We start from the raw sequence: 15,232 nt of genomic DNA, 5'->3' as shown, positions 1-15,232 counted from the left end.
TAATTCGTAATTCGTAATTCGTAATTCCATTCTTCTTATGGAACTACACATCGCCAAAGATCCTGCACAACTGAGTGAAAACGTAGCTGCATGGATCAGCAACTACATACTGGAAGTACTACAAACACAGGAGCGTTTTACCTTTGTATTATCCGGAGGCAGTACCCCTAAACAATTATATAGCCTGCTGGCCAAAGCCCCTTATAACATGGTTATTCCATGGGAAAAAATACATTTTTTCTGGGGAGATGAAAGAGATGTACCCTTTGAAGATGAACGCAATAATGCCCGTATGGCCTACCTGGAGCTGCTGGATAAAGTAGGGGTTAATCCTGAAAATATCCACGTGATGCGCACAGATATTGGTCCGGAAGCATCCGCGGAGGAGTATGAAAAAGTCCTGAAATCCTATTTCGGAAAAGAAGATACCACTTTTGACCTGGTATTACTGGGTATGGGAGATGATGGACATACCCTGTCCCTGTTTCCCGGTACGCCAGTAGTAAAGGAGCAAAAAGCCTGGGTAAAAGCATTTTTCCTGGAAGCACAGAACATGTACCGCATTACTTTAACTGCACCAGTAGTCAACAGGGCAGCCTGCGTAGTATTTCTCACCACCGGCGCCAATAAGGCCATTACACTGAAAAATGTGATTGAAGGTACTTTTGATGCGGAGAAATTCCCTTCCCAGCTCATCAGACCGGAAGAAGGTGAATTACACTGGTTTGTGGACGAAGCGGCTGCCGGCGCGATGGAGATTTAGGTGCTTTCTGCTTTCAGCTATTTTCTGTAGCTTGTGACTGTAACAACAACGATGAGATTATGTTTGATAAGCCCGTATTTGACGCACACCTGCATATCATTGATCACCGGTTCCCATTGCAGCCTAACGAAGGGTATTTGCCAGCAGATTTTTCTGTTGCCGACTATCAGCAACAGGTAGGGCCGTTGAATATACAAGGTGGTGCAGTGGTATCAGGTTCCTTCCAGGGATTCGATCAGGCGTATTTGCTGGAAGCACTGAAGCAACTGGGACCCGGTTATGTTGGCGTTACACAGATACCAGCCAGTACAACCGATGAGGAAATTATCGCCCTCCATAACGCGGGCATACGTGCCGTCAGGTTTAATGTGCAACGCGGAGGTTCTGAAAGTGTAAAATTCCTGGAACAACTGGGATTACGTGTATATGATCTCGTGAAATGGCATGTGGAATTATATGTGGACTCCCGCCAGCTACCTGGATTATCTACCACACTGCATAAATTACCCGCAGTAGTGATCGATCACCTGGGATTATCCAAAGCAGGACTCAAATATTTATTGCCACTGGTAGAAAAAGGAGCCAGGGTGAAAGCTACTGGTTTCAGCCGCTGTGATTTTGACGTGCTAACGGCCATGCGCCAGATAACCGCTATCAATGCCGGCGCACTGTTATTTGGTACAGATCTGCCTTCTACCAGAGCTCCTCGACCATTCGCAGCAACAGACCTGCAGTTGATCCTTAACAATTTTCCAACGGATATTGCAGCGAAAATATGCAGGGAAAATGCACTGGCATTATATAAACCTGTAGGAAAGAATTAAGAATTAAGAATTACGAATTACGAATTACGAATTACGGCTTTGTGAGTAGATAACATCGGATAATACCCGTGTTTACTGTCTACTCACAAAGCCGTAATTCGTAATTCGTAATTCGTAATTCCTCTTTATCCCCAGTTATCAATCCCCACTGTTTCCATTTCTTTTTTCAGATGTTCCGGCATTTGCCCGTTCAATAAAGCACCTGGCATTGTACTCGGATAAATTTCTTCAAAAGTTTTCACCTGGTTCATAAATACGCGGCGGAAAATATGCCGTCTTGTAATATCATGCGGGTCCCGTAAACCGGCTGCACCAGCCAGTTCTATGGCACTCTCAATAGTGTCGCGGTGATAGTTGGCCACGCGGTGTTTTTTATCGTCTACTACCAGCCCGGCGGATAACCATTTGTCCTGGGTAGCCACGCCGGTAGGACATTTATTGGTATTGCATACCAATGCCTGGATACATCCCAGCGCCATCATCATGGCACGGGCACTGTTGCAGGTATCGGCGCCCAGCGCCATGGCACGGAGCATATGATAGCCCGTCAGTATTTTGCCGGAAGCAATGATTTTCATATGATGACGGATATTAAAACCCGTCAGCGTATCATGCACAAAGGAGAGTCCATCCATCAGTGGCATACCCACAGAGTTGGAGAATTCAGGCGGCGCTGCACCTGTACCACCTTCTCCACCATCTACCGTAATAAAATCGGGATAGATATCTGTTTCTACCATCGCTTTGCAGATGGAATAAAACTCCCGCGGTTGGCCTATACATAGTTTGAAGCCAACAGGTTTACCCTTGCTCAGTTCCCGCAGGCGCTGTATAAACAGCATCATTTCCCGCGGACTGCCGAATGCTTTATGATAAGGAGGAGAGAATACCGTTGTATAAGGTTTCACATGACGGATTTCTGCAATCTCCGGTGTGTTTTTGGCGGCAGGTAATATACCACCATGGCCAGGTTTGGCGCCCTGGGAAATTTTCAGTTCTATCATTTTAATTTGCGGCAGCGCACTTTTTTCTGCAAAAAGACTATCAGAAAAATTACCATCTTCTTCCCGGCAACCAAAATAACCAGTACCTATCTGCCAGATAATGTCACCACCCTGTTTCAGGTGAAAATCACTGATCCCGCCTTCGCCGGTGTTATGTGCAAAGTTCCCGATCTTAGCGCCGCCATTTAAGGCCTGTACGGCGTTGGAACTAAGCGATCCGTAACTCATAGCGCTTACATTCAGGATACTGCCGGAATAGGGCTGTTTACAGTCTTTCCCGCCAAATGTTACGCGAGGGTCCTTCTCCAGGTTATCAAAATTCTGTGGCTGAATAGAATGCGCCATCCACTCATAACCTTCTGCATACACATTGAACTGGGTGCCAAAGGGTTGGGAATCCAGTTCCCGCTTGGCCCGCTGGTAAATGGTGGAACGATCTACCCGGTTGATCGGGCTGCCATCTATATCACTCTCTACAAAATACTGGTAAATTTTTGGGCGCAATGCTTCCATCCAGTAACGCGCACGGCCTACTACCGGGTAGTTGCGGATAATGGCATGTTTCGTTTGAAGCATATCCAGTACGCCCATTATTACAATAGGTACTACAAGGATCAATAGCCAGAATACCCAGGGAAAAAATAAGCCTAAGCCGATGACAATAGCTAAGCTCACACATGAAAATCCGATAAATGCTTTAACCATGGAACGAGATTTTTGTAATTTTTTAATGCTCCCCGCCGAGGGAGATCGTTGAATACTTCCTTATCTATTATGCTGCATTGTCCTATAAAACTAATTAACGCACGTCAGATAAATTTGTTAAATCTGTTTTATTTCGGAGGCCGGATGGTGATTGTTTTATCGCCGTATCCCCAAACTCGCACGCCAACTTTCCTTTCTCTCCGTTTATCCCAAAAATCCCGTTGATCAAATTAATCAACCGCTAGTTTTTAAATTATTTTATTATCTTTCAAAATAAGCCAATTCTCTAATCAATCCACAACATGAAAAGATACAATTATCTTGGTAAGTTGATAGCAACGGGTATGCTCCTGTTCAGTACTGTAGCAGTTGTACTGGCACAACAATCCCCCTATGATGTTTCACGTCTGAAAACCAGCTGGGAAGTGGTGGAAAACCACTACCAGGGGCAGGACAACTTCCTGTCGGCTTTTACTTTTGTAAATACCACCAACAAGCCCTTTCCAGCTAAAGGATGGCAACTGTATTTCAATTTTGTAAGGATGGTAACACCCGGCGAATTGCCTGGTCATGTGAAAGTAGAACATATTAACGGTGACCTGTACCGTTTTACACCCGCTGATGGCTTTAATGGTATTGCTCCCGGCGACTCCCTCAAACTGGGGATCACCGGCGATGCCTGGGCCGTGAATTTTACAGATGCTCCGGCAGGTTTGTATCTCGTTTGGGATGCACAGCCGGAAAAAGGCGTACCGATTAAAGATTATATTATTCGTCCTTCTACCACCGCTAAACAGCTAATGCGCTATCCCGGCGACAAAACAGCGGTAGTAACGCCCACGGATATATTTAAACAGAATACCGCAGTAAAAGATATTCCGGTGGCACAGTTGCCGCTGGTATTTCCAACCCCGGTATCTTATACCACTGCCGGCAATAGCCTGGTACTGGATGCATTTCCTGTTATTAAAGCGGATCCGCAGCTTTCGGCAAGTGCCAATGTGCTGAAAGAAGAATTACAGCAGTTGTTAGGTAAACGTGCGCAAGGCAATGTACCGGTTGAATTTACCTATGATGCCGCATTGGCGGGTAAGGCAGAAGGGTATAGCCTGAAGGTAAGTCCCCAGGGTATCGTTATTAAAGCAGGTACCGAGGCAGGCGCCTTCTATGCCATTCAATCACTGAAAACACTGATCGCACCTGCTGCCTGGTCGGGAGTACAAAAATCGATCAGCATTCCAGGCGTAGAAGTAACGGACGAACCCCGTTTCGGTTATCGTGCTTTTATGATTGACGTAGCCCGCAACTTCCACAACAAACGGGATATGTTGCGCATACTGGATCTGATGGCCCTATACAAATTAAACATCTTACACTTCCACTTCAGTGATGATGAAGGCTGGCGCGTGGAAATCCCTTCATTGCCGGAGTTAACGACAGTAGGGGCAAAACGCGGACATAGCACCGACTGGAAAAATATGCTGCCACCGTCTTACGGCTCAGGTCCCGATACCAGCAATACAGCCGGCACGGGCTATTTCAGCCGCAATGATTTTATCGAAATTCTCCGGTATGCAACGGCCAGGCATATACGCGTATTACCGGAAATAGAAAGTCCGGGCCATGCGCGCGCTGCGGTGAAATCAATGGAGTCCCGCTACTACCGCCTCAAAGCGGCGGGTAAGGATCAGGAAGCCAGCGAATATTTACTCACTGATTTGCAGGATAAATCTGATTATCACTCTGTACAATATTGGAACGATAATGTGATGAACGTAGCGTTACCTTCTACTTATCATTTCCTCGATAAGGTAGTGGAAGAGCTGCAGTCCATGTATAAAGAAGCAGGAGCGCCGCTCTCCGCTGTGCATATGGGTGGCGATGAAGTTCCTGGTGGTGTGTTTGAAAAATCACCCGCTTGTATCGCATTGATGCAACAGGATAAATCTCTTACCAGCGTAAATGATCTCTGGTATTATTACTATCGTAAAGTAAATGATCTGGTGAAAGCACGTGGCTTAACCGTAGCCGGATGGGAGGAAGCAGGTATGCGTAAAACTTCTCTGAACGGAGAGGCACAAAGTATTCCTAATCCGGATTTTGTGAACGATAATTTTCAGTTGAACGTGTGGAATAATGTGATCGGTGGTGGTCAGGAAGATTTATCATACCGGCTGGCAAACGCAGGCTACAAGGTGATCCTGTCTGGTGTGAGCAATTTTTATTTTGACATGGCTTACATGAAATCTTTTGATGAACCAGGTTTCTACTGGGGTGGTTTTGTAGATGTGGATAAGCCATTTTATTTCATTCCTTTCGACTACTACAAAAATTCAAAAGTAGATGGCAGAGGGAATCCGGTAACAGCAGAACTGTTTGTAGGTAAAGACCGCTTAACTGGTTTCGGCGCCTCCAATATTCCGGGTATACAAGGGTTGTTGTGGAGTGAAACTGTTACCAGCTCTGACCGTATGGAATACATGATGCTGCCTAAATTACTGGGCCTTGCAGAACGTGCATGGGCGCAGGACCCAGCCTGGGCTACCGAAAAAGATCCGGCTAAGGCAGATGCGTTATATGCACAGGCATGGAGCGTGTTCAGCAATGTAATGGGAAAACGCGAAATGCCTCGTCTGGATTATTACGATGGAGGCTTTAACTGGCGTATTCCTACCGCAGGTACTGCTGTAGAAAATGGTGTAGTTACCGCTAATGTACAAATGCCTGGTCTGCAGATCAGGTACACTACTAACGGTGAAGAGCCTACGTTAAAAAGCCCACTGTACACTGCACCCGTATCCGCAGGTGGAAAAGTGGTAAAAATGAAGGTGTTCAGCGCACGTGGCCGTAGCAGCAGAACTACTACTGTAAAGGTTCCTATGGCAGATACTCAAATGAAAAATAATAAGTTATAGAATAGCTTTTAGCCATTAGCTTTTAGCTGTTAGCAAAATGCAGCGAATATGAAACAGTATACCAGTTCATATTCGCTGCATTTTGCTAACAGCTAAAAGCTGTTTCCCCATTCATCCCTTTTTTACTTCCTCCTTTTTCAATTTTTGTATTTTGTTTGTTCAACCCATAACGACCTGATGTTTCGTATCATTCCACTAGTATTTTGTTGTAGCCTGTTTGGTATCACTGTAATGGCGCAAAAGAAAAATGAATCGTATCAATTGCAGATGCGTAAGGCGGTTTCACCGGTAAAGATAGATGGCGTAATAGATGAGGCGGCCTGGCAGCAGGCAGATGTGACGCAGCAGTTTCATATGGTATTGCCTATGGATACCAGTTTGGCCAGGCTACGCACAGATGTACGGATGACATATGATGACAAGAATATTTACCTGCTGGTGGAAAATTATACCACCGGAGAGGGGCCTTATATGGTAGAGTCGTTGAGAAGAGATTTTGCTTTTCTCAAGAATGATAATTTCCTGTTGTTCATGGATCCGTTTGATGACCAGACCAATGGTTTTTCTTTTGGCGCAAACGCTGCCGGTGCACAATGGGATGGGTTAATGTATGATGGGGGGAAAGTGGATCTGAGCTGGGATAATAAGTGGTCCTCTGTGGTGAAAAATTATCCGGATAAATGGGTATTTGAAGCAGCTATTCCTTTTAAAACCATCCGGTATAAAAAAGGGATTACCAAATGGGGAATTAACTTTAGCCGCAATGACCTGAAAACAACGGAGAAGTCGGCCTGGGCGCCGGTACCAAGGCAGTTTGCCACTGCATCGCTGGCATATACGGGTAGTCTCGTTTGGGATGCGGCGCCACCGGAAGCGGGTGCCAATGTATCATTGATTCCTTATTTATTGGGAGGGATCTCTAAGGATTATGATAAAGGGACCAAAGAAAAATATCGCCGGGATGCAGGGCTGGATGCCAAAGTAGCAGTAACCTCTTCCCTGAATCTGGATCTGACGGTAAACCCGGATTTTTCGCAGGTAGATGTAGACAAGCAGGTGACCAACCTCGATCGCTTTGAGTTATTCTATCCGGAGAAGCGGCAGTTCTTCCTCGAAAACGGGGATCAGTTTTCTAATTTCGGTTATTCCACCATTCGTCCTTTTTTCTCCAGGCGTATCGGGCTGGGGGGCGTGCCTATTCATTTTGGCGCCCGTTTGAGTGGAAAGATCAATAAGGACTGGCGGCTGGGCATCATGAATATGCAAACCGGTAAACAGGAAGAAACCGGGTTGCCGGCACAGAACTTTACCGTAGCGGCCTTGCAGCGCCGGGTATTTTCCCGTTCCAACCTGGGATTCATTTTCATTAATAAGGAATCGGTTAACTATGATCCGGCGAAGGTAACCGATCATCCGGTGTACAACAGGTACAACCGGAATATGGGTTTGGAATATAACCTGGCCTCTTCCAATAACTTCTGGACCGGAAAGGCCATGTTCCTGAAATCGTATAGTCCGAATAAAACCGGCCATGATATAGCCCATGCGGCCAATCTGCAATATACCAGCAAGGAATGGAATATTGGCTGGCAGCATGAGTATGTAGGGCGTAATTACAATGCAGAAGTGGGCTATGTGCCCCGGCAGGGCTATGTGAAAATAGCGCCGCAGATCACCCACCTGTTTTTCCCTTTATCCGGCAAGGTGCTGAGCCATGGACCGCAGGTAACCAGTACCTGGTTTTTTGATGAGAAAAATCTTCACCGTACAGATAATGAAACCATCCTTAACTATGGGATCGTATTCCGCAAGCGCAATACCCTGAATGTATGGGCTTCCAATACTTATATTAAATTATTGCAGCCGTTTGACCCTACCAATACCGGGAAGGATAGTCTGTTTGCCGGCTCTCAGCATAACTGGAATACGGTGGGAGCGGATTATGTATCCAAGCCTCAGAGTTTGTTTACCTACGCATTATCTGCCCGTTATGGGGGGTATTATGCAGATGGTACGAGGTTGATGACCAATACAGAGCTGGGGTATCGTTTTCAGCCCTACGTAAGTATTGCGCTCAGTGCCAATTACAATTATATTAACCTGCCCAAACCCTGGGGCACCAATTCTTTTTGGCTGGTGGGCCCCCGTTTGGATGTGACCATGACCAATACTTTATTTTTTACCGGCTTTATGCAATACAATGGGCAGCAGAAAAATATGAACCTGAATACCCGCTTCCAATGGCGTTATAGGCCCGCCTCCGACCTTTTTATTGTATATACCGACAACTACCTGCCTGAGCCTTTTTACGTAAGAAACAGGGCGTTGGTACTAAAACTGGTGTATTGGTTTAATATTTAAATCCGGTTTTGTATTAACAGTTAAGAAACGATTAACACTTCTGTATTTTATTCCTGCTAACATTGCACCACTAAATTGGTGTATCGAACGGTAATACCCGTTAAAATATATATTAAGTTTTCATTTACTATCGTTGTGAATATTATCTCCCTGTGGTCTTTACCATGGGGATTTTACCATTTAAAATCCTTTTTATGCGTCCTCTTATACCCGGGCAGCTACTGCGTATATGCTGCGTATTCATATTGCTGGCAGGATCCGCTGCAGCACAAACCACCACCGTTATTACGGGGAGGGTAACAGATCGCCCGGTACGGAATGTATCGCTGGCTTACTGGTATGATCCGGGTATTTCCCCGGCACTTACGCAGGATACCTTATTAAAACAGGATTCCTTTTATTTCCGTTTGCCACTATCTGCCGGCAGGCAGGTATTTTTTTATGTAGATGCCGGAAGCGGATACCAGTTTTATGGCCTGGTCCGGGAGGGAGACAGTATACATATAAATATGCGGGGAGATAGTTTATCATTTACCGGCAAGGGGGCAGTTGTTTGCAGGGCGATGTATGCTGCAGGCAGAGAACAGGCTGCTGTAGTCATTCCGGTGAAGGCGACCGCGCAGACACTGGCAGGGGCGTACCGGCAACAACTGTTGAAGGGTAGCCAGGTATTGGCTGTTTACCGGGATAGCCTCACTGCCATGACCTGGTCTTTGGTGAATGCGCATGTGCAGGGAGAAGCTGGGGCGAGGCTGGTAAGTACGTTGTGGAAATTGCCACCGGCACCGGATAGTACCATGGAGGAGCGGCAGGTACATTTTTATCAGCGGGAAATTTTGCCTGCACTTCCGGTGATCATACCTTCAGATACTACGGCGATGGCTATACGGTTTTTGAGTTATCTGCTGCAAAAAGCGGAGGCAGATTATTTTATACAACATCGTTTCGAATGCAATAACAGGGCTATCTATGAATGGATTAAAGCGCATTATAGTGGCCGTTTCCGGGATAAGCTACTGGCATATGCACTTACCCTGGGTTTTGCTGCCGGCAATCAGGCAGAAGAACAGGAGTGGTGTGTGCGGGACTACCTCTCGATGGCACAGGATGATGCCTGCAAACAGGCTATAGGAAAGATTTACGGACGATCCAGAAAAGGAATCAGTAAAGGGAGTGTAGCTCCTGCTTTTAGTTTTCCGGATCAGCAGGGGAAGTTGGTAAGTCTGCAACAATTCAGCGGAAAGGTAGTGCTACTGCACTTCTACAACAGCACGGATTCATTGGTGAAGGTACTCTCCGAGGTAAAAACATGCTTCAATGAAGGGATGGTTTCGTTTGTGAATATCTGCTGCAATGGTAGTACTGTAAAGGATTTGCCAGGATGGTTGTTGTATGCGGATGAGCAGCATCAGGAGGTGTTAACGCAATATAATATCAGCAAATATCCATCGTTGATTGTGGTGGGAAAGAATGGAAAAATATACGCTACCAGGCCGCCGGATCCCGCAGCTGATCGCGGTACAGCCCTTACCAATATTATCTATGAAGCATTACTGCAGTAAGCATTTATTTTATACTATTCAACCAATAAAACGAAGCTGCTTACGTTTAATATCCGTACGCAGCTAGACCGCATCAGCGCCATTGTTCCGCAGCTACTTTTTGAAAAACCCGTTTAAACCAGTTTGTTAATATTTACATTTAAATATATATATGCGAATACTGGTTTAATCAAGGCACATATCGTATATTCAGTAAATAACCGTTAAGACCCCTCTATGCCACATGCCAAAGCGTTATTTTGACAGACTACAAACCATTGATTACCTCATCAGGATCAAAGGGACCGGTAAGCCAGCTCAGTTAGCCAAGCGGCTTCGTATTTCCGAAAGAACACTCTATGAATTCCTCAAAATGATGAAGGAGTTAGGTGCTCCCATTGAGTACGACCGGTACAAAGAAAGTTACTACTACTCAGAAAAAGGCGGCTTCAACGTCAGGTTCTCAAAAAACCTGATCACCGTGAGTACGATGTTACTTTTATTCCTGCACATTTGGTAAACATGGTCCGCGCACTGACCAGTTAACCGGCCTCCCTGTTAGCTTTCCTGCGCTCACGCTGCCCGTTTTTCGGGCCTTAGATCTACCCACAGCTGTTAACACAGTTGTTACAGGATCTTTTATGTAAGCCTCCTTAAAGTGGTGGACAGGAAAGGTGTTGTTCTTTGGACAATAGCTTATCTGTCCACCTTCTTTTTCCATAATACTTAACATTGGATTAACTGTTCCTACTTTAAATAGATCCAATTTTATCAGGGAAGTATATTGTCAGCTTTTGATAAAGTATTATGCGAACAATAACTCTTTTTTCATAACGCGGTTTAGATTAGATTTTAGATAATACGCGGGTCTCTATTCAGTCACCTGCTCTACTTAAATCTTCTGTGTCCGCGGGCAACTGACTCGAATAAATTCTCGTACCCATAATTGACCAAAATCAGCTCTATGGTACTAAACTGTATTATTTTGGGTAATGACCCGGAGGGATTCGGGGAGCTGGAGCATTTTTTGTCTGCTATCCCATATGTTTACCTGGTAGACCGTTGCAATACCATGGAAGACGCACGTTTCTGGCTGGAAGCTCAAACCATAGATGTGTTGATTGTTGGAAGCTACGAAGATCCGCTCCCGCCACCACCTGGCCCACAAGATGTATTACCGGTTATGATGATGATGTATACCGAGCATCCACATGGAGCTTTTGATTTTCTGCCGGCCGGGCTCCTGCAGTTGCCGTTTACACAAACAGCATTGAATGACTTGATTTCTAAAATATATAATACCATAGAGATGGAAGGAATCGCCCGCCCCACAAAATATTCTGCTGAATATTTTATACTGAAAACACAACACCGCCATGAAAAGGTATTCTATAATGACCTGCAATATGTAGAAGTGATGGATGATCATATCACCCTACACCTGGGTGATCAAAAACTGGTGACAACAGAAAAGCTGGACTGGATCATCTCCCAGCTACCCGCCAATGCATTTATGCGGGTACATCGCTGGTTTGTGGTAGGCTTCCGCCATATTACCCATCTCGATCTGGATCACGTAATGGTAGGAGAAGCCAGAATAGCACTCACCTCCGCCATGAGAAATGAACTGGAAAAACGGTACAAGCTGCCGATGTAATTGCACTGATAACTAAGGCATTTGCCCACTCATCCCTATCAGGGATGCAGCGCTGTGAGTATTTTACCCGCTACACCATTAGCGTCTTCATCATACGCATGTCCGCCCGGGAGGATCAGCTTCTGATAAGGAATATTAAGCGCAGAGAAATTAAAGTCTTTTTCTTCTGCCCCAAATACAAGCAATAAAGGCTTATCGGTAATTTTATTGATTTCTCCGGGAACACTCAGGCCTCTATTACTGGACTTCCCCAGCATATCCGACACATGCACTTCCATATCTGTATATAAAGAGGGAGACAGCAATACCAGTTGCTTTACCTCAGCGGCTATTTCTGTAGGTAAACTGGTATATATAAATGGCAGCACATCTGCGCCTAAAGAATAACCAATCAGTAAAACGCCGTGGTTACTGCCCCATTGCGACTGGTAATATTTAACCAGGGCAGCCACATCTTTTGCTGCCTGCTGCGGTGTTTTTTTGCTCCAGAAATATTTAAGGGCATTTAAAGCTACTACCGGGTAGCTCTTTTGGTGAAAGGATTCTATCACGTTGGCAGAAAATTTTTTCATCCCACCATCACCGGTAATATAGATGATCAGAGGTGCTGTAGTACCCGCTGCCGGAACCTTTGTAACCACAGGGAGGTTATTGATCCCGCTTTGCGCATGTACCTGTAATACGGCCAATAATAATAAACCGCTGAACAGTCTTCCTGTTTTAGATAACATTCCTGATAATAACATATGGCCTTCTGCTTGCAATTGTTAAAGGGAGCCACTAATGGCTGGCAGCTAAATTAACGCTTGCTTATGAAACAAAATCCATTCCGCAATTGTTCGTCCGCCAACCGGCACTGCATGCGCTGACAATCCTTATGGTTGCATTACTTTGCTCAGCGCAGAAGGTAACTGTATCAGGTCAAAATCATGTTCATATACCAGGTATTTGTTGGTCCATTCGGTAGCATATTTTTCCTTAAACTCCCGTAACCCCTGGTAGTGACGGAAAAAACGCAATTTCTCATAAGCATACTTCACCATTTTCTCCGCAGTATTTTCAGGTTGAATGATCCCGGACATCGGCACCATGCCCAGGTTCAGAAAATGTAGTTCTTTTTGCTGAGCATCCTGTATCAACGCAATAATCAACGCGTCCATTACGCCACCGGGTGCGTCAGAGCGCTTGCGGATAAGATCGTAGGTACATTCACCCGGCGCATAATCAGGGATCATGTTCAAAAAGGCGGCTACCTGTCCTTCTGCATCGGTAACAGTAATAACATCCTGTCCGCGAATACTGTCGGCATCAAAAAGGCCCTGTGAAAAAGTAAGTTCCTTTACCTCATATTGCTGCAGCCATTCATCGCTGACAGATTTTAACGCCTGCAGCATTGCCGGTGTTTGTGGCGCCACATGAAAAGTAGTTACATAGCCTTTGTTGGCCAAACTATTCAACCCGTTGCGCAACGATTTTTTGTCTTTGCCGCTCAGGGTAAAATTGCGTATATCCATGATGGCTTCCTGGCCTATCAGCATCTTTTTCTTTTTAAGATGACTGAAATAATAGGTGCTGTCTTCATCTACCCGATAAAAGGCAGGCCGCAGGCCCATCTTACGGCATTGTTGTTCAAACTCCTGCAATAAATCGAGTTTATTATTTTCACTGCATACCGGTTCTTCCAGCACAATGGCAAAGCTGCCCGCCACCCGGTAAGCAATAAATCCTTCATACAGATCAGATATAAACAACAGTTTATCTTGTCCTACCTTGAAGTAATCCATGGGAGAATCGCCATACTGGCTCAGGTAGAAGCGTGCTTTTTCAAGACTGGTATTGGTTTGTTGTGTTACGTGCAGATAAGGGCGGATGATGGTATAGAAAAGAAAAGCCCAGGCGCCTACACCCAATACCCTGATCGCCGACATAAATTCTTTTCCGAAACGGGTAACCGGCTGCAGTCCATCATCTTCCAGCAACATAAAACAATGGAAGGCATGACGTATGGATTGCTGCCAGGTAAAGTCAATCCCAAAGTGGCGCACATTCAGAAAATAAAATCCAATGGTACCAAAAATCAATACCACAAATAAAGTAGCCAGTGCCGTTACTACGCCAATATTCACCAGCTGCGGATTACTTTTTACACGGTATTGTTTGGAGGTGATCAGCAATATCACGCAGGTAACCAGTGCCAGTGAGGCTTCTTCATAGTCAAGTGCTTTTCCGATGTGGCCAAACACTGATAACATAGATACTGCGAGCGCCACTATCCATGCACTGCGCAATCCCCGGAAAAGGAAGGTGGCTGTTACGAGCAATACCAATCCCAGGAAAACCACTAATAAATTGGTGGCATGTATGGAGGTGCCGGGAATATATGCGCGGAGCAAATGCATGCGATTGGCCAGTGGCGGGGTGAGCACAGAGAAGATATTTACCATACCCAGCAAAAAGATCAGAATTGGTGGCAATAAGCGAAGTACCAGCTCACGACCTTTCAATGCAAACGCAAACATGCCTGCAATCAGTGGCAACCAGAACTCAAACAAACGGAACAACAGTGTGATTTCCAACGCCTCTAATGTGCTGAAGCCATAATTGCTCAGCAGATAGGCCAGTGATAATTCGATGGCGCCAAGTCCGCGCAGGAAAGGAGATATGATGAGAAAGATAGTAGCTACAATATATCCTACGCAGGCCGCTTCCAGGGAAGGGGTAACGCCAACTGCCAGCATACTCAGGTACAAATGTGCCACCCCTGCTGCTTCTATCAGCACAGAAGCCAGCACAGTATTCATAAAAGCAGGTATGGATAATTGAAACGTAAAAATTTCATCTACCTGGAGCGCAGCTCCGGGAAAATATTTGACGAGCAACTGGTAGGCTTTGCCTTTTGTTTGCATGGAACGTACCAACAGGACTACGCTCAACAATAATCCGCAAATAGCCGCCAGTCCCCAAATCGCATCTCTCATACTGCCGGCATGCAGCATGGAATACACCACTACAGGAATACCTACCAGGAAAACAGATAATATCCCCACAAAGCCATAGATGCCGGATGCCTGATGTATTTGCTGTTTATGTAATTGTGTACGACGTAAGCTCTGTGGTAAATAGGCCAGTGAACTGATACCACCTGCCGGCAGAAATACCGACAACAGGTTGCGTTTCAGGAAAAGCTCAGTACTTTTTATGGTGTCCAGTCTGGCGCCTATAGCGCGGAAGCTGAACACATACATGGCGGCCTGTAATAAAATGTATGCGAGCGTAACAGCTACTCCTATTACTACCCAACCCCTGTCTGCTTTTTCAATAGCAGGAATCAATGAATATAATTCATGGCGTTGTGAGCGAAAAAAGTAAATGGCGAGTAATATAAATAACACTGCCAGCAGCTCTTTCAGGTGAAGCTTGCGCAGGAATGCCGCAGTAAAAAATTTCTTTCTCAAAGGTTTG

10 protein-coding genes are annotated in these 15,232 nt (G+C 45.4%); 7 read left to right on the top strand and 3 right to left on the bottom strand.

The genetic code is table 11. The features are described 5' to 3' along the window. Window positions 1-37 precede the first annotated feature (37 nt). The gene (pgl, locus tag AC1DP6_RS11005) at window positions 38-763 is read left to right on the top strand and encodes a 6-phosphogluconolactonase (RefSeq protein ID WP_441572765.1); all 726 of its coding nucleotides are present in this window, start codon (window positions 38-40) and stop codon (window positions 761-763) included. A 59-nt stretch (window positions 764-822) separates the two neighbouring features. Further along, window positions 823-1,587: an amidohydrolase family protein gene (locus tag AC1DP6_RS11000; RefSeq protein ID WP_477021345.1), complete on the top strand. Its 765-nt coding sequence runs from the start codon at window positions 823-825 to the stop codon at window positions 1,585-1,587. Between the two features lie 125 nt (window positions 1,588-1,712). On the opposite strand, the gene AC1DP6_RS10995 is transcribed toward AC1DP6_RS11000, so the two are convergent. After that, window positions 1,713-3,296 (bottom strand): FMN-binding glutamate synthase family protein, encoded by a 1,584-nt coding sequence (locus AC1DP6_RS10995; RefSeq protein ID WP_477054836.1) that lies wholly within the window; start codon window positions 3,294-3,296, stop codon window positions 1,713-1,715. Window positions 3,297-3,598: 302 nt separating this feature from the next. Here AC1DP6_RS10995 and AC1DP6_RS10990 point away from each other — a divergent pair, with 302 nt between their 5' ends. The 5 genes from AC1DP6_RS10990 to AC1DP6_RS10970 all read left to right on the top strand — a co-directional run bounded on the left by AC1DP6_RS10990 (window position 3,599) and on the right by AC1DP6_RS10970 (window position 11,770). Next, window positions 3,599-6,211 carry a family 20 glycosylhydrolase gene (locus AC1DP6_RS10990; RefSeq protein WP_477054835.1) on the top strand — a complete coding sequence of 871 codons (2,613 nt, stop codon included), beginning with the start codon at window positions 3,599-3,601 and terminating at the stop codon, window positions 6,209-6,211. Between the two features lie 177 nt (window positions 6,212-6,388). Beyond that, a complete protein-coding gene (locus AC1DP6_RS10985; RefSeq protein ID WP_477054834.1) occupies window positions 6,389-8,572 on the top strand; it encodes a DUF5916 domain-containing protein in 2,184 nt (727 codons plus the stop codon). A gap of 194 nt (window positions 8,573-8,766) precedes the next feature. Further along, on the top strand, window positions 8,767-10,134 hold the full coding sequence (locus AC1DP6_RS10980; RefSeq protein WP_477054833.1) for a peroxiredoxin family protein: 1,368 nt from the start codon (window positions 8,767-8,769) through the stop codon (window positions 10,132-10,134). Window positions 10,135-10,357: 223 nt separating this feature from the next. Beyond that, window positions 10,358-10,633 carry an HTH domain-containing protein gene (locus AC1DP6_RS10975; protein ID WP_133808462.1) on the top strand — a complete coding sequence of 92 codons (276 nt, stop codon included), beginning with the start codon at window positions 10,358-10,360 and terminating at the stop codon, window positions 10,631-10,633. Window positions 10,634-11,077: 444 nt separating this feature from the next. Continuing rightward, on the top strand, window positions 11,078-11,770 hold the full coding sequence (locus AC1DP6_RS10970; RefSeq protein ID WP_477054832.1) for a LytR/AlgR family response regulator transcription factor: 693 nt from the start codon (window positions 11,078-11,080) through the stop codon (window positions 11,768-11,770). A gap of 38 nt (window positions 11,771-11,808) precedes the next feature. Here the strand turns inward: AC1DP6_RS10970 and AC1DP6_RS10965 are convergent, their stop codons facing one another. Both AC1DP6_RS10965 and AC1DP6_RS10960 read right to left on the bottom strand, forming a co-directional pair. Further along, window positions 11,809-12,501 (bottom strand): AcvB/VirJ family lysyl-phosphatidylglycerol hydrolase, encoded by a 693-nt coding sequence (locus AC1DP6_RS10965; protein WP_477054831.1) that lies wholly within the window; start codon window positions 12,499-12,501, stop codon window positions 11,809-11,811. A gap of 144 nt (window positions 12,502-12,645) precedes the next feature. After that, window positions 12,646-15,225 (bottom strand): phosphatidylglycerol lysyltransferase domain-containing protein, encoded by a 2,580-nt coding sequence (locus AC1DP6_RS10960; protein WP_477054830.1) that lies wholly within the window; start codon window positions 15,223-15,225, stop codon window positions 12,646-12,648. Window positions 15,226-15,232 lie beyond the last annotated feature (7 nt).

The sequence above is a fragment of the Chitinophaga sp. 01L420 genome (assembly GCF_056399985.1).
The sequence above is the reverse complement of the archived record's forward strand: the minus strand, read 5'-3'. Positions and strand labels throughout refer to the sequence as shown.

Excerpts from the sequence above, each read along its gene's own strand:
- pgl (WP_441572765.1), top strand. The coding sequence starts at position 38 with ATGGAACTACACATCGCCAAAGATCCTGCACAACTGAGTGAAAACGTA.
- AC1DP6_RS11000 (WP_477021345.1), top strand. The coding sequence starts at position 823 with ATGTTTGATAAGCCCGTATTTGACGCACACCTGCATATCATTGATCAC.
- AC1DP6_RS10995 (WP_477054836.1), bottom strand. The coding sequence starts at position 3,296 with ATGGTTAAAGCATTTATCGGATTTTCATGTGTGAGCTTAGCTATTGTC.
- AC1DP6_RS10990 (WP_477054835.1), top strand. The coding sequence starts at position 3,599 with ATGAAAAGATACAATTATCTTGGTAAGTTGATAGCAACGGGTATGCTC.
- AC1DP6_RS10985 (WP_477054834.1), top strand. The coding sequence starts at position 6,389 with ATGTTTCGTATCATTCCACTAGTATTTTGTTGTAGCCTGTTTGGTATC.
- AC1DP6_RS10980 (WP_477054833.1), top strand. The coding sequence starts at position 8,767 with ATGCGTCCTCTTATACCCGGGCAGCTACTGCGTATATGCTGCGTATTC.
- AC1DP6_RS10975 (WP_133808462.1), top strand. The coding sequence starts at position 10,358 with ATGCCAAAGCGTTATTTTGACAGACTACAAACCATTGATTACCTCATC.
- AC1DP6_RS10970 (WP_477054832.1), top strand. The coding sequence starts at position 11,078 with ATGGTACTAAACTGTATTATTTTGGGTAATGACCCGGAGGGATTCGGG.
- AC1DP6_RS10965 (WP_477054831.1), bottom strand. The coding sequence starts at position 12,501 with ATGTTATCTAAAACAGGAAGACTGTTCAGCGGTTTATTATTATTGGCC.